Genomic DNA, 19,808 nt, shown 5'->3' with positions numbered 1-19,808 from the left:
TGTGCGGGTGCCTCCCGGTGCACTGAAGGACGCCTTCCTAACGCCGGCCGTTCCGAAGGACGCCTTCAGTGCACCGGGCGCTACGAAGGACGCCTTCAGTGCACCGGCCGTTCTGAAGGACGCCTTCCTAACGCCAGCGTTACGAAGGACGCCTTCATAACGCTGGGCGTTACGAAGGACGCCTTCAGTGCACTGGGGGGAGACCGGGCACACCCGGAGTCAGTGGGTCAGGGCAAGGCCGCCGGTGGCGGCCCTGCCCTGAGGTGCTCAGGCGGTGCGGCGCAGGTTCCGTGCGTGCAGCAGCAGGCTGGCCACGTCCATCTCGTCGATCGCGGCCTCGGGCTTCGGTTCCTCGACCGGTGCCGGCTCGCCGGTGCGGGACAGGCGGAGCACGATGTCGATGACCCCGGCCGCCTCGAGAGACGCTATCGGGACCGTCGCCAGTGCCCGGCGGATCTCCGCCTCGCTGGGCGCCTGCCCGTCCTCGGGCGCCTGCTGCTCCTCCGGCACCAGACTCGCGCAGAGGTGTCTCACCAACGCACCGGGGGTCGGGTAGTCGAACACGAGCGTCGCAGGCAGGCGCATCCCGGTCGCCGCGTTCAGCCTGTTGCGCAGGTCCACCGCGGTGAGCGAGTCGAAACCGAGTTCGCTGAACGCGCGGTCCGGCGAGACGGCCCTGGTGGTCGTGTGCCCGAGCACCACGGCGACCTGCGTGCCGACCAGGTCGAGCACGGCCTGCTCCCTGCCGTCCGCCGGCAGCGCCGCCAGGCGGTCGCGCAGTGCCCCGGCCTGGCCCGGGTCCACGGACCCCGCCGCGCGGCGGACCCGTACGAGCCCACGCAGGACGGCCGGCACCGGGGTGGTGCGTGCCTGTTCCCGCAACGCGGCCAGGTCGAGCTTGATCGGCACCACCGTCGCCGTGCCGAGGCGGGTCGCGGTGTCGAACAGCGCCATGCCCTCCGCAGTGGACAGTGACAGCGTCCCGGCCCTGCGCAAACGCTCGCGGTCGGTCTCGTCGAGGTGTGCGGTCATGCCCGTCGCCTGCGCCCACATGCCCCACGCGAGAGCCGTGGCCGGCAGGCCGTGCGCGTGCCGGTGCTGCGCGAGCGCGTCCAGCGCCGCGTTGGCCGCGGCGTAGTTCGCCTGGCCCGGCGTGCCGAGCACCCCTGCCGCCGACGAGAACATCGCGAACAGCCGTAGGTCCAGGGTCCTGGTCAGCTCGTGCAGGTGCACCGCGGCGTCCACCTTCGGCCGCAGTACCGCGTCCAGCTGCTGTGGGGTCAGCGAACCGACCGTCGCGTCGTCCAGGACACCCGCCGCGTGCACCACACCGGTCAGGGGGTGCGTGAGGTCGGCGAGCAGCTCGGCCAGTGCGGCCCGGTCCGCCGTGTCGCACGCGGCGACCGTGACGTCCGCACCCAGCGCGGTCAGCTCCTCGAGCAGGTCGAAGGCGCCCTCCGCCGCCACGCCGCGGCGACTGGTCAGCACCAGGTGCCGCACGCCGTGGTTGGTCACCAGGTGCCGCGCCAGCGCGCCACCCAGCACACCGGTGCCGCCGGTGATCAGGACCGTGCCGTCGGGGTCCACCATGGACGTGTCGTCGTCCAGGACCGTGGCACGCGCCAGCCTCGGCACGAGCACGTGCCCGGCGCGGACGGCGAGCTGCGGCTCCTGGGCGGCCAGCACGGCGGGGAGGGCGGCGCGGGTGTCGGCGTGGTCGTCGACGTCGACCAGGGTGAACCGGTCGGCGTGCTCGGTCTGCGCGGTGCGCACGAGGCCCCACACGGCGGCGCCTGCCAGGTCCGCGTCCTGTCCCGGTTCGACGGCGACCGCGCCGGTGGTGACGAGCACCAGCCGGGAGTCGGCCAGCCGCTCCTCCGACAGCCAGTCCTGCAGCAGCGCCAGGGTGTCGCCGGTCAGCGTCCGCACGGCCTCGGCCGACGCCCCGGTTCCCGGCGCCACGGTGTGGACCACCACCCCGGGTATCGAGGTCGCGTCCGCGAGCGCCGCGAGGTCGGTGTAGGACTCGCCGAGGCCGAGGGTGTCCGTGCCGAGCGACGCGGCCCGGACCGTGCCCTGCTCGCCCGCGGCCGGTGTCCACTCCAGACTGAACAGGGCGTCCGCCGCCCGCCCGGCGGTGAGGGCGCCTGCCGCGAGAGGCCGCAGTGTCAGGCCTTCGATCGTGGCCACCGGCGCACCGGTGGGGTCGGCCAGCCGCGCTGTGACACTGTCCGTGGCGCCCCGGGTGAGGTGCACGCGTACGGAGGTCGCGCCGGTCGCGTGCAGTGCCACGCCCGACCAGCTGAACGGCAACCGCACCTCGGTGCTCGACCGGTCGACGAGCAGCCCGTGCAGTGCGGCGTCGAGCAGCGCCGGGTGCAGGCCGTACCGCGCCGCCTCGCCCGCGAGGCTCTCCGGCAGCACGGCCTCGGCGAAGATCTCCCCGTCGCGCCGCCACGCGCGCCGCAGGCCCTGGAAGGCCGGGCCGTAGCCGAAACCGGCGGTCGTCAGCTCGTCGTAGAACCCGTCGAGGTCGACGGGCTCCGCGCCGGCGGGCGGCCAGACGGCCAGGTCCGCGCTCCCCTGCGGCTCCCGGGTCGTGAGGGTGCCGCCGGCGTGCTGGTGCCACGGTGCGTCGGCGGGGGCGGACCCGTCGCGGCTGTAGATCGTCACGGCACGCTCGTCGTCCTCGGGTGCGCCGACCACGACGTGCAGGCTCAGTGCGTCGCCGTCCGGCAGGATCATCGGGGACGTCACGAGCAGCTCGTCCAGGTGGCCGCAGCCGACCTGGTCACCGGCCAGCAGCGCCAGCTCCACCAGCGCCGCGCCGGGGACGATCACGGTGCCGTCGACCGCGTGGTCCACCAGCCAGGGGTGGGTGCTCCGCGACAGCCGCCCGGTGACCACCACCCCGCTGGTGTCCGGCCACCTGACCTCCGCGGTCAGCAGCGGGTGGTCGACGGCGGTCTGGCCGAGCGAGGTCGCGTCGACGCCGCCGCCACTGCCGGTGAGCCAGTACCGCTCGTGCTGGAAGGCGTAGGTGGGCAGGTCGACCGTGCGCGCACCGGTGAACGACGCGGACCAGTCCACGTCGACCCCCGCGCAGTGCGCCTGGCCGACCGAGGTGAGGAAGCGGTCGAGACCGCCCTCGTCGCGGCGCAGCGTGCCGACGGCGCTTCCGGTGGTCCCGGCGCGCTCCAGGGAGTCCTGGATGGCGGTGACCAGCACCGGGTGCGGGCTCACCTCGACGAAGTGCGCGTAGCCGTCGGCCAGCAACGCGTCGACCGTCTCGGCGAACCGGACCGTGCCACGCAGGTTGCGGTACCAGTACTCGGCGTCGAGTGCCGCGGTGTCGATCGGCTCGCCCGTCACCGTGGAGCAGAACGTCACGCGTGACGTGACCGGGGAGAGCCCGGCGAGGCTCGAGAGGATGTCCTCGCGGATCCGCTCGACGTAGTGGGAGTGCGACGCGTAGTCCACGGGGATCCGCCTCGCGCGGACGCCGCGGGCCTCGCAGTCGGCGAGCAGTTCCTCCAGTGCGTCGACCGCGCCGGACACCACCACCGACGCGGGCCCGTTCACCGCCGCCACGCTCACGACACCGTCCCACCTGGACAGCAGCTCCTCGACCTCGGCGGCAGGCAGTGACACCGACACCATGCCACCGAGCCCCGACAACGCCGTGATCGCCCTGCTGCGCAACGCGACCACGCGTGCGCCGTCGGCCAGGCTCAGCGCACCGGCCACACACGCCGCCGCGATCTCGCCCTGTGAGTGCCCGACCACCGCGGCAGGCAGCACCCCGCAGGAGCGCCACAGAGCGGCGAGCGACACCATCACCGCCCACAACACGGGCTGCACGACATCGACCCGCTCCAACGACTCCGCGTCCGCCTCACCACGCAGAACCGGCCACACCGCCCACTCCACATGCGGCTCCAGCGCGGCGACACACCCCGACATCGCCAAGGCGAACACCGGCGACGACTCCAGCAGCTCCGCCGCCATGCCCACCCACTGGCCGCCCTGGCCGGGGAACACCCAGGCGACCTTGCCGCCGGCGGCACCCAGTCCGGTGACGACCCCGGCCGCAGGCTCTCCGGTCGCCAGCGCGGTCAGTCCGCTCAGGAACCCGTCCCGGTCCCCGGCCGTGACCATCGCGCGGTGGTCGAGCAACGCACGCGTGGTGGCGAGGGAGAAGCCGACGTCCGCCAGGGCGAGGTCCCGGTCGGCGTCGACGAAGTCCCGCAGTCGTGCGGCCTGCGCCGCGAGCGCCTCCTCGGAGCGCGCGGAGAGCACCCACGGCACCACCGGCGCGGACGCGTCGACCGTTCGTGCCGCGGCGTCCTCGGGGGCCTCCTCGAGCACCACGTGCGCGTTCGTGCCGCTCATGCCGAACGAGGACACGCCTGCCCGGCGCGGGGTGTCCGCGCGTGGCCAGTCACGGGCCTCGGTCAGCAGCTCGACCGAGCCCGCGGCCCAGTCGACCTTCGGTGTGGGCTCGTCCAGGTGCAGTGTCTTCGGCAGCACGCCGTGCCGCATGGCCTCGACCATCTTGATCACACCGGCGACGCCCGCCGCGGCCTGCGGGTGCCCGATGTTGGACTTCAGCGAACCGAGCCACAGCGGCCGGTCCTCGGGCCGGTCCTGGCCGTAGGTCGCGATGATCGCCTGCGCCTCGATGGGGTCGCCCAGCCTGGTGCCGGTCCCGTGCGCCTCGACGGCGTCGACGTCCAGTGTGGACAGTCCGGCGTCGGCGAGTGCGGCGCGGATCACCCGCTGCTGCGAGGGTCCGTTGGGGGCGGTCAGGCCGTTCGACGCGCCGTCCTGGTTCACGGCGCTCCCCCGCACCACGGCGAGGATCCGGTGTCCGTTGCGCCTGGCGTCCGACAACCGCTCCACCACGAGCACGCCGGCACCCTCCGCCCACGACGTGCCGTCGGCGTCGGCGGAGAAGGACTTGCTGCGACCGTCCGGCGCGAGACCGCGCTGTCGCGAGAACTCCACGAACACGTCCGGCGTGGCGATCACGGTCGTGCCGCCCGCCAGCGCCAGTGAGCACTCGCCGCGCCGCAGAGCGGCCACCGCGAGGTGCAGTGCCACGAGGGACGACGAACACGCCGTGTCGACGGTGAGCGACGGGCCTTCGAGCCCGAGCACGTAGGACACGCGGCCGGACGCCACGCTCGACGCCATGCCGGTCAGCCAGTGACCCTCCACGGCCTCCGGTTTCGTGCCCGCGCCGTAGTCCTGTGCCACGACACCGGAGAACACCCCGGTCTGGCTGCCGCGCAACGACGTCGGGGCGATCCCGGCGTGCTCCAGCGCCTCCCAGGAGGTTTCCAGCATCAGGCGTTGCTGTGGGTCCATCGCCAGCGCCTCACGCGGCGAGATCCCGAAGAACCCGGCGTCGAACCCGGCGGCGTCGGCGAGGAAACCGCCGTGCCGCACGTAGCTGCGGCCCGACCGCTCGGGGTCCGGGTCGAACACGCCGTCGATGTCCCAGCCCCGGTCGGTGGGGAACTCGCCGATCACGTCCAGTTCGCCTTCGACGACCCGCCACAGGTCGGCAGGCGACGCGATGCCGCCCGGCAGGCGGCATGCCATGCCCACGATCGCGATCCGGTCGTCGTCGGCGTCCCGTGTCCCGGCCGGTGTCGCCGTGTCCGCGTCCCCGGCCGCCGGGTGGCCGAACAGCTCCGCGCGGAGGTAGCTCGCGAGCGCACGCGGGGTCGGGTAGTCGAACACCGTCGTCACCGGCAGACGCAGACCGGTGACCACGTTCAGGCGGTTGCGCAGGTCCACGGCCGTCAGCGAGGTGAAGCCCGCGTCCCGGAACGCGCGATCGGCGTCGAACCCACCCGGCATGCCGGTGTCCACCACCCCGGCCCGCACCAGGTCGAGCAGCACGCCTTCCTGCTCGGTCACCGGCAGGCCGGACAGGCGCTCGCGCAGCGCGTCGAGGGCCTGCTCCTCCTCACCGGTGCGGTGTTCGGCGGCGTCGGCGGGCCGGGCGAGCGCGACGAGCGGACGGGTGGCGCCGTCGAGCAACGCGTGGCGGCGCAGCCTGCCGAACCCGGTCCTCGGCAACGGGTCGATCGCGTGGATCTCCTGCGGCAGCTGGACCTCTCGCAGGCGGTCGCGGCAGGCGGCGGCCAGCTGGTCGGGGTCGGGGCCGTCCTCGGCGGGAACGACGAAGCCCACCGGCACCGCGCCGTGGCGGGTGTTCGGCACGCCGACCACGGCCGCGTCCACCACGCCGGGAACGCCACGCAGGACGTCCTCGATCGGTTCGGGGTACAGGTTCTCGCCGTCGCTGACGATCACGTCCTGGCGGCGGCCGGTGATGGTGAGGTAGCCGTACTCGTCGCGGCGGGCCAGGTCGCCGGTGCGGTACCAGCCGTCACGCAGGACGGCGGCGGTCTGCTCCGGCAGGTTGTGGTAGCCGCCCGCCATCACGTTCGGGCCGTTCACCCACACCTCGCCGACGACACCGGCACCGACGTCGGCTCCGGTCCCGGGGTCCACGAGGCGCACGTTCAACCCGGGCACCGGGACCCCGCACGAGGTGCCGACCCGCGCACCGGTCGGCCAGTTGGCGGCGATCGGGCCGCAGGTCTCCGCCGTGGCGTAGGTGTCGAGCAGCGGCACGCCGAAGGCGGCCGCGAAGGACTGCCTCAGGTCCTCGGTGCCTGCCTCACCGAGTACGAGACCCAGCCTCGGTGACACGGCACCCGCCGAGGTCGCCACCAGCTCGGCGTGGGTCGCGGGGGTGGCGGCCAGGACCGCGCCCGGCTCGTCGGCGAGCACCGCGGGCAGGTCCTCGGCGGTCGCGATCCTTGCCGTGGCGCCGATGGCGGTCACCCCGAGCACGCACAGGTGGTGTCCACCGTGGTCGAACAGCGGCAGTGTGCTCACGACCCGGTCCTCGGCGGAAAGGCCGAGTACCGGCACGTAGCAGGCGGCGACGGGCCACAACGCGTTGCGCTGGCTCGTGAGCACACCCTTCGGTCGCCCGGTGGTGCCCTGCGTGTAGGTCAGGAAGGCGAGGTCGTCCAGTTCGAGATCGTCGCGGGCGGGACTCTCGGCGTCGGTCGCCACCAGCTCGGTGAAGGAGACGGTGCCCTCGGGTGCGGTCTCCGGCACCCGGTCCACGCCGGTGAGCACGACCCGCAGGTACGGGTTGTCCGCCGCGAGCGCGGCGAACCGGTCGAGGTGGGCCGCGTCGGTGACCACGAGGTCCGCGGCACTGTCCGCCAGGACGTGCGCCAGCTCGTCGTCGGTCCATAATGGACCGACCGGCACGCCGATCCCGCCCGCGCGCAGCACACCGAGACAGCTCTCCACGAGGTCCACGCCGTCGTCGAGGCAGATCACCACCCGGTCGCCCTGGTACAGGTCCAGGTCTGCGAGGTGCCCGGCGAGCCGTTCGGTGCGCCTGGCCAGCTCGCCGTAGGTCACCGCGCGCCCGCTGTCGGCGAACGCGACCGTGTCCGCACGGTGTTCGGCGTGCGCCACGAGCAGCTCGGGCAACGGCCGGATCAGTTCGGTACGAAGCACGTCGAACACCTCATGTCAGAACACGGACCGGAACGGTCCATCAGTATGTCCACTATGCCCGAGAACGGGCAGGTGGACGTGTCATGGACTTCTACGCGGCGCCCATCTCCGGGTAACTGTCCGCCGACTCACGAGACGCCGAGCAGCTCCCAGGCGTCGGGGCTGAGCGTCACGGTCGACTGCGACGGCTTGGCGACCTTGTTCCACCACTTCGGGTTGGCCAACATCAACGCGCTGACGAGGATGTTCGGCAACCCCGCGGGCGGATCCCATGCAGCGGGCAGCAGTTCCTCCCTGCTGCCGGCATAGCGACCGCCCCTGGTGACGACGTGCCACAGCTCGGCGAGCACGTCCCGGCGGTTGCCGCCGATCTCGCCGTGGCGCAGCAGGGCCATCAGCACCATGTGGGTCCGCGTCCCGACCCGTCCGACCGGCGAGAGTCCTGGTGACTCGCCTGTGGACACCGCGAGGTAGCTGCCGATGAGGTCGGCACCCGCCAGCTCCGCGTTGACCGGCTCGACCAGCCGGGGGTTGATGTCGATCAGCCGGGCGGTCCCGTCCGCGTCGATGATGGCGTCCACGGAAAGCGCGCCGTGCCAACGAAGTTCCGCGCCGAGCGCGGCGAGGTCGGCCCGCAGTTCCGGCAGGTCCACGGACTCCTTGGCCGCCGCGCTGCCCTGTACGCCCTCGTGCACCCGCAGCGCGGCGTGCGCGGCCACCAGCCGGCCGTGGTCGAAGACCGTGGCCATCATGACGAACCGGCCGTCGACCGGCTGCTGCACCAGAACCGGCCAGCCCCGTGCGAAGGTGTCGGCCACCTCGGGGCGCTCGGCCACCTCGGCCAGCGCTTCCCTGCTCTCCACACACCACACGCCGCGACTGCCGGTCGCCACGGGAAGCTTGACATAGCAGGGGAAGCCGGTCGTCGCACGCAGCTCGTCGGCCGAGCCGACCAGTTCGGTGGGTGGTTGCGGGATGCCCAGCTTGTCGAGCACGCGCACGGCTTCTGCCTTGTTCTGGACCCTGGCGAGGGACTCGAACGGCGGTGCCGCGAACCCGACCCCGAATTCCGTCAACCGTTCCGGGTACCGCGACACCACGGCGACCTGCTCGTGGATGGGCAGGACGACGTCGTACTCGTTGTCCCGCAACACGGTGCGCAGTGCCTCGAGGTACCCCAGCGGGTCGGCGCCGAACGCGGGCACCGGGTGCCGCCAGCTGACCCGGCGGGAGACCGACAGGAGGCCGTCGCGCTTCGGTTCCAGCACCCCGACCTTGTGGCCGCGCCTGGTCAGCACGGTCACCGCCTCGCGGGCCGACGCGCTGACCGACTCGGTCAGCAGCACCCGAAGCGGCGGCTCAGCCCGCGTGACCATCTCTGTCCCCTCCCGCCGCAACGGTTTCCCCGACACCGACCACACGAAGACCGACCGCGACCAGGAGCAACGCGCCGACGGCGAAGAAGACGGCCATCGAGCCGATCGCGACCCGGTAGTTCCCGGTGATCTGCACGACCATCCCGAACACGAGCACCCCGAAGGCACCGAGGCTGCGGTTCACGATCTCGAACAGGCTGAAGTACTCCGCGGACCGGTCGGCAGGCGTCAGGTTCGCGAACACCGCACGCGACAACGCGTAACAGCAGCCGTTCACCAGACCGACCAGGATGCCGATGAGGACCAGGGTCGCGATGGCGCCCGGCTGCACGGTCACCTGGAGACCGATCACCAGCACCCACACCGCGAGGCTCGCCAACAGGACGACGGGCGCACCGAACCTGCCGGCCAGGCGCCCGGCGATGGTCGTGCCCGCCACCGCGACCACGCTGACCATGAGCACGCCGATCACCAGCATGTCGTCGGAGACGTCCAGCTCCTCGGTGACGAACGTGGTGCCCTGGCTGCTGATCACGAGGATCGCGTTGTTGTACAGGAAGAACGCCAGCAGGAACAGCGCGGCCCTGCGCTGGTCGCGGCGCCGGACCAACTCGACGACGATCCGGCGGAACCCGCGCAGGCCAGGCTTCTCGACCGCCGCGGTGGCGACCGGTGTCGCGGGCAGGCGTCTGACCGGGATGAGCGTGAACCCGGCCCACCACAGACCGGCCAGCAGGAGGCAGAGCGCCACCGCCGTGTCCTCGGACAGCCCGAGTGGTTCGTGCGCCATCAGCAGGCCGAGGCTCAGCACCATGACGACCACGGTGCCGAGGTAGCCGGCCGCCGAGCCGCGTGAGGACACGGCGGCCCGTTCGGCGGGTGCGGCGATCTCCGGCAGGTAGGTGTCGTAGACGACGACCGAGGCGCCGAGTGCCAGTGTCGCCAACACGAACAGCAGACCACCGGCCAGATAGCTGAGGTGCGACACCAGCGAGAGCCCCACGGTGGCGACCGCGCCGAACACGGCGAAGGCACCGAGCAGCCGGTTCCTCGGCAGGCGGTGGGCCAGGGCCGCGGCCCACGGCAGCACGAGCACCTGCAGGATCAGCGACAGCGCGGTGAGGAACGGGTAGAACGACGCCGCCCGCACGGCGAGACCGAGCGGGTGGACGAAGCCGTCGGCGTCCGCCGCGTCCTTCACGATCCCCGTCAGGTAGGGGCCGAAGAAGGTCGAGGTGACGCAGGTGGAGAACACCGAGTTCGCCCAGTCGTAGGCGTACCAGGCACGTCGGACATCAGCTCCGGGTACGGACGGTTCACGGCCGCCCATGATCGGTGTTTTCTCGACCGGCTGCACGATTGCCATCGGTCAGGTCCCCCAACTTTGTGTCATCGAGCCGAACGGTCGTCATCGGCGATGCGCTCTGCCCTAGCTGTTCACGAGGGCCGTCCGCATCGTCTCGACGAGCTCGCCTGCGTACTGGTCGGTGAAGAAGTGCCCACCGGGGAAGATCCGGTGTTCGAACTGGACGCTGGTCTGTGCTGCCCACTCCTTGATCTCCGGCGCGCCTGCCCTCGGGTCCCGTTCCCCGCCGAACGCGGTCAGCGGGATCCGCAACGGCTCCTCGTCGGTGTACCGGTACGTCTCGTTGACCGAGAAGTCGGCCCGCAGCAGGGGAAGGAACGCGTCCAGCAGCTCCCGGTCGTTCAGCAGCAGGTCGGGGGTGCCGCCGATGCGGCGCAGCGACTGGACCAGCTGGTCCACCGGCTGGTCGCGCAGCGGGGTCCGGACCTCGGGCAGCTGCGGGGCCGGCCTGCCCGACACGAACAGGTGCGCGGGCAGCTGGGCACCCGACGCACGCAGCCGCCTCGTCAGCTCGAACGCGACGAGTGCGCCCATGCTGTGTCCGAACAGGACGTAGTTCCCGGTGAACTGGTCGCCGAGCTCGCCGAGCAGGTCGTCCACGAACGGACCGACCTCCCGGTGGGCCGTCTCGCGGAAGCGCTCCGCGCGACCGGGTGGTTGCACCGGGCACACCGCGATCCCGTCGCCCGCGAGCCGCTGCCAGGAGGCGAAGGCGGCGGCGCTGGCGCCCGCGTGCGGGAAGAGGAACAACCTCGGCTCGTCCGCCGACGGCGTGCCGAACGGCAGCCACCGGCTCCTCGCCGCGGGCGATGGGGTTGTCATAACCGCGCCTCCGTCGTCGGCTGCCGGGCGAGCTCGAGGTCGACCTCGCGCAGTCGGATGATGTTCACCCGCACCCCGACGAAGGCGAGCGAGACGTCGCAGATGATCTCGCCGGCGATGGACACCGCGATGAACCACGGTGTCGGTAGCCAGAAGAACGCCGCCAGCCGCAACAACCCGCGTGCGACGAAGTACCCGCTGCCCACCAGGGTCATCCGTACCGCACCGGAGACCTGCTGCTCGTTGGCCGACAGTCTCTCCGGGAGGGTCAGGAAGTCGGGCGTCGCCGCGGCGAACAGCGGTTTGCCCGCGAGGACGGTGCCCAGCAGGACCAGTGCCATCACGATGTCCACGGCAGCCGCGGGCAGGAAGAACAGCGGCAGGCTGCGGGAGATCACCGCGACCGCGGCTGACACGGCGACGAACACCAGGACCAGCGCCGCGACGAAACCGGCCCGGCCGGCCCGGCGGTCCATGACGAAGATCGCGCCGACCAGGACGATCGCGAGCACGGCGCCGACCACGACGCCGAACAGCGCCGAGCCGACGAGGAAGGTCACGGCCGTGAGCACGGTGCTGCGCAGCATCCTCGGCACCGCGACGGACAGGGCCTGGAGCGTGGCCCTGGTCGCGTTGGGGTGCAGCTCGTCGAGTGACGGTGGCGGACGCGTCAGCCACTCCCGCACGTTCACGGGAGTTCCACCGACAGGTACTCCGGCCACCCCTGGATGGTGGACAGGTCCGACTCGAACACCAGGTGCGAGCCGTCCCGTTCGACCTCGGTGAAGCCTGCGAAGGCATAGGTCACGTACATGACCCGGTTCCGGCCGGTCTCCACGAAGTCGGCACGCAGCTTCGCGCCGTCCGCCTTCGCGAGCGACATGATGTAGTTGAGCAGTACGGTGCCGACGCCGCGAGCCATCACCCGGCAGGACATCAGCATCATGTGCAGGTGCCACGCGGGCCGGCCGCGTTCGGCCAGTGCGAGGCCGATCGTGCCGTAGGTGCCGTACTTGTCGGTGAGCGAGGCGACCAGCAGCACGTGGTCGTCGGACTGGCGCAGCGCGTCGAGCTCCTCGTAGGAGTACGTGCGGCCGGTGGAGTTCAGCTGGTTGGTGCGCACCGTCAGCTCCTCCGCGCGGCGCAGGTCGTCGACCTCGGCGTGGCGGATGGTGAACTTCATGCCCAGCGTGGCGAGGAACTCGTCGCTGGTGCCCGAGTACTCCTGCTCGATCTGGTTGCGTGCCGCGTCCCCGCGGTACATGTGCCTGCGCTGCCTGGACTCGTCGGTGACGAACCTCGGCTCGAACGCCGGGTTCTTGAGCACGTCCAGCTCCAGTGCGTCGACGGTGACGACGTCCGGGTGGGCGTGGGCCACCTCCTCGCGCTCGAACGGCTGGTCGTCGACGAACGCGAGCGCGTCGATGCCGATGTTGATGGCCTTGGCGATCGCCTCGATCGAGGAGGACTTGGGGTTCCAGTTGATCTGCGGGTAGAGGAAGTACTCCTCGATCCCGGCTTCCTTCAGGCGCGCGATCGCCGCGTCGTGGTCGTTCTTGCTCGCGATCGAGTGCAGGATGCCGATCTCGTCGAGCCGCTTGATCTCCGCGACGACCTCAGGACGGACGGTGACCGCGCCGCCCTCGAGTAGGACACCGTCCCACAGCGTGTTGTCCAGGTCCCAGACGACGCACTTGATCTTTCCCCGCTTGGCGAGGATCTCGGCGCGTCCGGCTGCCACGTCGACGGTCATTCACGCCACCTCCCGGTAGGCTTCTTCTGCGATGGTGGTCTGCTGCAGTTCGGTGCTGCCCTCGATGATCTCCATGATCTTCGAGTCGCGGTACATGCGGGCCACGGGGTAGTACGGGCTGCACCCGTTGGCGCCGTGGATCTGCACCGCGTCGTTGGCCGCCGCGACGGCGGCCGTGGACGCGTGGTACTTCGCCACCCACGCGGCCATGATCATGGCCGGGTCACCGCTGTCCTTGAGCCGTCCGGCGTGCTCGCAGAGCATCCTGGCGGCGCGGACGTTGGTGACCATGTCGCTGATCTTGCGGCGGATCAGCTGCAGGTCCCGCAGCCGACCGTCCTTGACGGAGCGTTTCGACGTGTAGGACACGCAGGCGTCCAGGCAGGCCTGGATGATCCCGACGGAACCGCACGCCACGCTGTAGCGGCCGAGGTCGAGCGCACCCGTCATGATCGTGCCCGCCGCCCAGCCCTGGGGGCCGAGCAGTGCGTCGGCGTCGACGCGCACGTCCCGCAGCACGATGTCCGCGGCCATGCTGGACCGGATGCCCATCATGTTCGGGATCGGCGTGATCTCGACGCCCTCGGCGTCGCTCGGGACCAGGAACGCGCTCATCCCCGGGCCGGTGCGTGCGAACACCAGCAGGAGGTCGGCGACCTGCCCGCCGGTGATCCACGTCTTGTGGCCGTTGATGACCCAGTCGGTACCGTCCTGCTCGGCGAGGGTGCCGTCGGCGGAGGCGTCGCTGCCGCAGTCCGGTTCGGACAGTGCGAACACGCCGAACTTCTCACCCTTGATCAGGTGCGGCAGCCACCGCTCCTGCTGGACGTCGGTGCCCCAGCGGCCGACGGCCCAGGACACCATGCCGTGCACCGTCAGCATGCTCCGCAGACCGGAGCAGCCCCTGGCGACCTCTTCGTGGATGCGGCCGAGCGTGACCATGTCCAGTCCGGCGCCGCCGACCTCGACGGGCAGGAACGGCGCCCACAGGCCCAGCTCGCCGATGCGGTCCAGAACGGACCGTGGGAGCCGCTCTGCCTGGTCCCACTCCTCCGCGTGCGGCGCGACCTCCGTGTCGACGAAGGCGCGCACGCTCGCGAGAACGGCGTCCGGCTCGAGGCCGGCGACGGTGCTCATGGTGTCTCCTGTTCCCGGCTCAGGCGCCGGAGGCCTTGCTCGCGGGCGCCGTCAGGCGCACCACGAGGGACTCCATCGCTTCCACGGAACGGAAGTGGTCGAGCTTGAGCTCGTCGTTGGGGATGCGCGTGCCGAAGGCCTTCTCGATGAACAGCACCAGTTCCATGGCGAACAGTGAGTTCACGAAGCCCAGGGCGAAGATGTCCTGGTCGTCGGTGATGTCGATGGCCGGGAACTTGGCCGTGATGAACGCCCGGATCTCGGCACGTGTGGTGTTGGACATGGGTTTCGCCGGACCTTCCTCAGTTGGCGGAGCCGGTGCGGACCGCGGTCAGGTGACCGCGACCTCCGGCTGGTTGCGATAAATCGTTGCTGTGGCGATAGAAACCCTCGCCCGACTTGCGTCCCAGGTGCCCCGCGTCGACCATGTGCTTCAACAGGGGGCAGGGACGGTACTTGCTGTCCGCGAAGTGCTCGTAGAGCACCTCGATGCTCTGCAGGATGGTGTCCACACCGATCAGGTCCGCCGTCTCGAGCGGACCCATGGGGTGGCCGAAGCAGCTGCGGAACACCTCGTCGATCGTCTCGGCGTCGGCAACCCCCTCGTACACCAGGTACGCGGCCTCGTTCATGAACACGTGCGAGAGCCGGTTGGAGATGAACCCGCACGCGTCCTTGACGTCGATCGCCTTCTTGCCCATCGACGTGAGCAGGTCACGCACGATCTGGAGCGACTCGGGCGAGGTGTGCCGGCCGGGGATGAACTCGACGGCAGGCTTCATCGGCACGGGGTTCATGAAGTGCACGCCCGCGACCTTGTCGGGGCGTCCCGTCCACGAGCCGATCCTGGTGATCGGGATGGCCGAGGTGTTGGCCACCAGCACGCACTCCGGCCGGCACACCTCGTCGAGGCGCGGGTAGAGCGCGCGCTTGAGCGCCTCGTCCTCGGTGATGTTCTCGATCACCACCTCGGCGTCGGCCAGGGCCGCGAGGTCGGTGCTGGTCGTGATCCTGGCCAGCACCTCGTCGCCGTCGACGGCGGGCCCGCCGAGCATCCGGCTCATCCGGCAGTTCAGCCGGATCCGGTCCAGCGAGGCGCTGAGCGCGTCCTCGCTGATGTCGACGAGCACGACGGAGTGCCCTGCCATGCCCAAGTTCTGTGCGACGCCCGCGCCCATGAGGCCGGCGCCGACCACTCCTACCACCGTCATATCCCTGTCACTTCCCGTCGGTCGCGTCCGAGGCGGCCAGCACCTTGCTGAGCTCGCGGATGGTCGGGTGCTCGATCACTGCCGTGATCGGCACACCGCCGTAGGTGACCCGGATCCGGCCCATCAGGCGGACCGCCGTCAGTGAGTGGCCACCAAGCTCGAAGAAGTTGTCGTTGGCGCCTATGTCCGCGATCCCGAGCACCTCGCACCAGATCTCGGCGATGGCGGCCTCGTCGCCCGGCGCGGGTGGCTCGTACGGGATGGACAGTGGCGGCCTGGGGTGCCGCTGCTGGACCGTGTCGCCCGCCTCCGGCGCACGCACGTCGGTCCACCGCGCGAGCCGCGGCAGCAGCAGGCCGCTGGACGTCACGAGCTGGCTGACCCGGCCGGCGAGGGCGAGGGAGCGCTCGAACACCTCGACGCCCTCGTCCTCCCGCATCCAGTACTCCATGATGGTGGTGGCCGGCATCGGGTGGTCCTCCTCGCCACGCAGACCCCAGCCCTCCCAGTTCACGGTCAGCCACCGGCCGTCGAGCGCCCTGGCGTAGGTGTCCATGCCGGAGTTCGCCCCGGCGTAGGCCGCGAAGCCGAGACCGCCGAGGATGGAGGCCAGCGAGGACACGGTCACCCGCAGCGGCGCGTCGGTGTCACCGAGCACGTCCTGGAGCACCCGAAGACCAGCGATCTTGGCCGTGAAGTGGGCGTCGACCTGTGCGCGGGTCATCTCCGCGGTGAGGTCGAAGTACTCCGGGCCCGAGACACCGGCGCCGTGGATCACCGCGTCGATGCGCCCGAACCGCTCCCGCGCCTTCGCGACGACGGCGGCCATCTGCTCGCGGTCGGCGACGTCGGCGGCCAGGGCGAGCACGGGCACACCGTGCTCACGCAGGCGTCGCAACGTGCGGATGTGCCGGTTCGCGCGGTCGCCGTGCGGGTGCTCGGCCTGGTAGGTGGCCCACTCGTGCTCCGGGGGCAGCGGGGTGCGGACGGTCAGCACGAGGTTGACGCCTCGGGTCCTCGCGAGGTGCTCGCCGAGCACGATGCCGACGTCGCCGAGGCCGCCGGTGATCAGCACCGTGCCGCCCTGCGGGATCGGGCGGCGTGCGGCGGGCACCTCGTCGACGCGGAGCTGGTCGTAGGTCTGCACCCAGCGGTCCGTGCGGCGCAGCGCGACCTGGTCGCGGACGCCGGTGCACGCCTCGGCCACGACCTCGGCGGCCAGCGCGGCCACGTCGCCGTGTGCGGCGAGGCAGCCGGGCACGTCGATGTCGAGGAGCCGGCAGGTGACGTTCGGGACCTCCTGCCCGATCACCGGGCCGAGGCCGCTCATCGTGCCCTGCTCCGGGTGGGTGAGGTCACCGCCGACGGCCTCGACGGCGCCCTGTGTGCACAGGACCAGCTCGACCGCGCCGGCCTCCCGTGCGTCGGCGAGTGCGCCGGTGAGTGCCCGGGTGGCGTGGAAACCGAGGTCCTGCGCGTCGGCGAAGGAATCCGTCCCGGCCGAGGCCGCCGCACCGAGGCTCCACGCGTGCAGCACGGTGCCGGGACGGCCGAACTCCTCGATCGCCCGCGTGTAGCCGGCACGGAGGTCGGGGTCGACCGTGACCGTGCGGACCGGCAGGGCGTCGTCACTCGTGTACCCGGTGCCCGGCCGGACCAGCACGACGTCCGCGCCGAGTGCGCCGATGCGGGCGGCGACGGCCTCGCCGAGCGGGTCGTTCGCGAGCACCCACCAGGGGCCGCGAGCCGTCAGCCTGTCCGTGACATCGTTGTGCGCCAGGGGAACGCGGCGCCACGTCGGGTGGTAGAACCAGTTGCCGAGATCGCGGTCCGCGGAGGCGCCGAACAACTGCGGTGCCTCGGGTGCCGCGGCCGGGACGCCGGGGCGGGCCGTCGGCGGGTCGATCCAGTACTTCACGCGCTGGAAGGGGTAGGTGGGCAGCGGGACGCGCCTGCGGTGGCCGTCGTGCAGTGCGGGCCAGTCGATGTCGGCGCCTGCCAGCCACTGGTCCACCGCGGACGCCAGGTCCTCGGGGACGACCGTGGCGGCCGTGGTGTCCGGCGTCGCCCGGCGCTGGCGGGCCTCGTCGCCGAGGGCGCGGACCGCGTCGTCGAGGTCGGTCGCGACCACCGCGACGCGGTGGGCGAACCCGGCCCGGCTGGCCTGCAGCGTGAACGCCACGTCGGCGAGGTCGAGGTCCGGGTGGCTCGCGAGGTGCGCACGCAGCTCGTCGACGGCCGCGTCGAGCGCCTCCTCGCTTCTGGCGGACAGGACGAGCGCCTGCGGGCCGTCCTCGGTCGGCCGCTCCGGCGCCGGACCGGCCTCCTCGAGGATGACGTGCGCGTTGGTGCCGCCGAGGCCGAACGAGCTGACACCCGCCCTGCGGGGATGCTCCCCCGCGGGCCACGGCGTCGACTCGGTCAGCACGGTGAACCGGGCGCCACTGGCCGCGAGCGCGGGGTTCGGGGAGCGGAAGTTGCGGGTGCCGGGCAGCACGGCGTGCCGCACGGCCATGGTCGCGCGGATCAGCCCCGCCACGCCCGAGGCGCGGTCCAGGTGGCCGACAGACGGCTTGATCGAGGAGAGCACGGTGACGGCGTCACCCGGCGCGTCGCGGAAGACCCGGTCCATCGCGGCCAGCTCGACGGAGTCGCCGAGGTTCGTGCCGGTGCCGTGGCACTCGACGTAGCCGATGGTCTCCGGCGGCGCCTCGGCGACCGACTGGGCGTACGCGATCACCTCGGCCTGGCCGTCCGCGCCGGGCGCGGTGAAGCCGACCTTGGTCCGGCCGTCGTTGTTGGACGCCGAGCCGAGCACGATCGCGTGGATGTGGTCGCCGTCGCGGCGGGCGTCGGACAGGCGCTTGAGGACGACCACACCGACGCCGTTGCCGACGACACTGCCGTCCGCGTCGGCGTCGAAGGTGCGCACCACCCCGTCCGGGGACAGGATGCTGCCCTCCTCGTACAGGTAGCCGGCGGCCTGGGGCACCTCGAGGGACGCGCCACCGGCGACCGCGACGTCGGAGTCGTAGGTCAGCAGGCTCTGGATCGCCAGGTGCACCGCGACGAGCGACGTCGAGCAGAAGCTCTGGACGGCCAGCGCCGGGCCGGTGAGCCCGAGCTTGTAGGAGACCATGTTCGACAGCGAGTCGCTGTTGTTGCCGACGGCCCACTGCACCTCGTTGGTGGTGGCCATGACGTCGGGCCGCTGGCGCACGTTGCCGAAGCCGTACTTGCTCACGCCGCAGCCGGCGAACACGCCGACGCGCCCCGGCATCCGGTTCGGCTGGTAGCCGGCGCTCTCCATACCCTCCCAGCAGCACTCCAGGAACAGCCGGTGCTGTGGGTCGGTCACCTCCGCCTCGCGCGGGCTGAAGCCGAAGAACGCCGCGTCGAAGTGCTGGATGTCGCGCAGCGGCGCCGCCGCGCGCACGTACCTCGGGTCGGCGAGCAGCGCGGGCTCCACACCCGAGGCGAGCAGCTCGTCCTCGGTGAGGTCACGGATCGCGGGAACCCCGGCGGCGAGGTTCTCCCAGAATTCTTCGACACCGTCGGCACCCGGGAAACGCCCGGACATGCCGACGATGGCCACCATCGAGTCCTCGTCGCGTTCCAACATCTCGAATTCTCACCGCCGCAGGTTTTGGTCACCAGTGCAAGAAGCCGTACTTCTCTGCGGGCTGCCCCCAATCGACTGCCGCAGCCAACAGTATTCGGACGAAGTCCACACACCGCCCACCTGCCGGTAACTGCGGCACAATGCACGAGGCGGCAGGCGATTACCGGACAATGGTGCGCCAATGGGCGATCGATGGTGATCGAATTACTACAATTTTATGGCACATCAAAACGTACTGCGGAGGTCTAAATGCTGAAGGACCGTTCCAAGCGTCGAGGACTGTACAACGCCGCGGTCATCGCGGTCACTGCGGTCACGGCCGCGGCGATTCTCCCGGTGACCGCCGGAGCCGTGTCGGCAGGCGTCACCAGGGGGGCCGCGCCCGCGGTCACCGCGGGGGATATCGCATCGGCCGCCGACGCACAGGGCAGCGTGCCGGACTTCGTGCCGTCCGCCGTGGCCAGTGACTTCATCGAGTGCAGCGAGGGCACGATCAGCGTCACCGTCAACACGGCCACCAAGGCGGTCACGGGCTCCGGCACGGCCACCGACTGCGTGGCCCAGGTCAACCCCAACATCCACTCGGCGACGATCAGCATCACGGGGACCGCGACGACGATCGGAGGACTGGCGGTCAGCACGGTCACCACCGAGACGATCCACTGGAACACCGGCGCCACGACGGTCGCCTCGGTGCAGCGCTCCTACTACGGCGCCAGCGGCGTCAGCGGCATCGGCGTCGGCAAGACCACGTCGGGCGCCTACTCCCCCGGTGACGAGTTCGACTCCGGCGACGGCACCCGCAAGGCGGTCAGCGGCGGCATCTCGCTGGTCAAGGAGAACCAGCTCATCGTCACCGGCTGACAACCGGAACCAACCCCGAGCGGCCCACGCCATCCAATGGTGTGGGCCGCTTTTTTTGGAATGCACTGAAGGCGTCCTTCATAACGCCCAGCGTAAG

Annotated in this window: 11 protein-coding genes; 1 reads left to right on the top strand and 10 read right to left on the bottom strand. The window is 71.3% G+C overall.

Annotated features, from left to right (window positions below):
- Positions 1–267 precede the first annotated feature (267 nt).
- The 10 genes from CLV71_RS05010 to CLV71_RS04965 form a co-directional block, all read right to left on the bottom strand.
- The gene (locus tag CLV71_RS05010; RefSeq protein WP_208297392.1) at positions 268–7,560 is read right to left on the bottom strand and encodes a type I polyketide synthase; all 7,293 of its coding nucleotides are present in this window, start codon (positions 7,558–7,560) and stop codon (positions 268–270) included.
- 128 nt (positions 7,561–7,688) lie between these two features.
- Positions 7,689–8,936, bottom strand: a complete 1,248-nt coding sequence (locus CLV71_RS05005) for an ATP-grasp domain-containing protein (protein WP_133901413.1) — start codon at positions 8,934–8,936, stop codon at positions 7,689–7,691.
- Positions 8,920–10,302, bottom strand: a complete 1,383-nt coding sequence (locus CLV71_RS05000) for an MFS transporter (protein WP_133901412.1) — start codon at positions 10,300–10,302, stop codon at positions 8,920–8,922. Before CLV71_RS05000 ends, CLV71_RS05005 begins: the two co-directional genes overlap by 17 nt.
- A gap of 63 nt (positions 10,303–10,365) precedes the next feature.
- A complete protein-coding gene (locus CLV71_RS04995) occupies positions 10,366–11,124 on the bottom strand; it encodes a thioesterase II family protein (protein WP_133901411.1) in 759 nt (252 codons plus the stop codon).
- Positions 11,121–11,816: a hypothetical protein gene (locus CLV71_RS04990; protein WP_133901410.1), complete on the bottom strand. Its 696-nt coding sequence runs from the start codon at positions 11,814–11,816 to the stop codon at positions 11,121–11,123. The genes CLV71_RS04995 and CLV71_RS04990 overlap by 4 nt, the downstream gene beginning before the upstream one ends.
- Positions 11,813–12,877: an HAD-IIIC family phosphatase gene (locus CLV71_RS04985; protein ID WP_133901409.1), complete on the bottom strand. Its 1,065-nt coding sequence runs from the start codon at positions 12,875–12,877 to the stop codon at positions 11,813–11,815. The genes CLV71_RS04990 and CLV71_RS04985 overlap by 4 nt, the downstream gene beginning before the upstream one ends.
- A complete protein-coding gene (locus CLV71_RS04980; protein ID WP_133901408.1) occupies positions 12,878–14,014 on the bottom strand; it encodes an acyl-CoA dehydrogenase family protein in 1,137 nt (378 codons plus the stop codon).
- Between the two features lie 19 nt (positions 14,015–14,033).
- Complete coding sequence (locus tag CLV71_RS04975; protein ID WP_133901407.1) at positions 14,034–14,297, bottom strand: acyl carrier protein; 264 nt, start codon at positions 14,295–14,297, stop codon at positions 14,034–14,036.
- A gap of 19 nt (positions 14,298–14,316) precedes the next feature.
- On the bottom strand, positions 14,317–15,225 hold the full coding sequence (locus tag CLV71_RS04970; protein WP_133901406.1) for a 3-hydroxyacyl-CoA dehydrogenase family protein: 909 nt from the start codon (positions 15,223–15,225) through the stop codon (positions 14,317–14,319).
- Between the two features lie 7 nt (positions 15,226–15,232).
- The gene (locus CLV71_RS04965) at positions 15,233–18,847 is read right to left on the bottom strand and encodes a type I polyketide synthase (RefSeq protein ID WP_208297391.1); all 3,615 of its coding nucleotides are present in this window, start codon (positions 18,845–18,847) and stop codon (positions 15,233–15,235) included.
- Between the two features lie 249 nt (positions 18,848–19,096).
- On the opposite strand from CLV71_RS04965, the gene CLV71_RS04960 reads away from it, so the two are divergent.
- Positions 19,097–19,711 (top strand): hypothetical protein, encoded by a 615-nt coding sequence (locus tag CLV71_RS04960; protein ID WP_133901405.1) that lies wholly within the window; start codon positions 19,097–19,099, stop codon positions 19,709–19,711.
- Positions 19,712–19,808 lie beyond the last annotated feature (97 nt).

Origin of the sequence: Actinophytocola oryzae, from assembly GCF_004364325.1 — a bacterium.
Lineage (GTDB): Bacteria > Actinomycetota > Actinomycetes > Mycobacteriales > Pseudonocardiaceae > Actinophytocola > Actinophytocola oryzae.
Note: the sequence above shows the minus strand (reverse complement) of the source record. Positions and strands in the feature narration are given on the sequence as shown.

Coding starts and splice junctions, on each gene's coding strand:
- CLV71_RS05005 (WP_133901413.1), bottom strand. CDS start 8,936: ATGGTCACGCGGGCTGAGCCGCCGCTTCGGGTGCTGCTGACCGAGTCG.
- CLV71_RS05000 (WP_133901412.1), bottom strand. CDS start 10,302: ATGGCAATCGTGCAGCCGGTCGAGAAAACACCGATCATGGGCGGCCGT.
- CLV71_RS04995 (WP_133901411.1), bottom strand. CDS start 11,124: ATGACAACCCCATCGCCCGCGGCGAGGAGCCGGTGGCTGCCGTTCGGC.
- CLV71_RS04985 (WP_133901409.1), bottom strand. CDS start 12,877: ATGACCGTCGACGTGGCAGCCGGACGCGCCGAGATCCTCGCCAAGCGG.
- CLV71_RS04980 (WP_133901408.1), bottom strand. CDS start 14,014: ATGAGCACCGTCGCCGGCCTCGAGCCGGACGCCGTTCTCGCGAGCGTG.
- CLV71_RS04975 (WP_133901407.1), bottom strand. CDS start 14,297: ATGTCCAACACCACACGTGCCGAGATCCGGGCGTTCATCACGGCCAAG.
- CLV71_RS04970 (WP_133901406.1), bottom strand. CDS start 15,225: ATGACGGTGGTAGGAGTGGTCGGCGCCGGCCTCATGGGCGCGGGCGTC.
- CLV71_RS04965 (WP_208297391.1), bottom strand. CDS start 18,847: ATGTTGGAACGCGACGAGGACTCGATGGTGGCCATCGTCGGCATGTCC.
- CLV71_RS04960 (WP_133901405.1), top strand. CDS start 19,097: ATGCTGAAGGACCGTTCCAAGCGTCGAGGACTGTACAACGCCGCGGTC.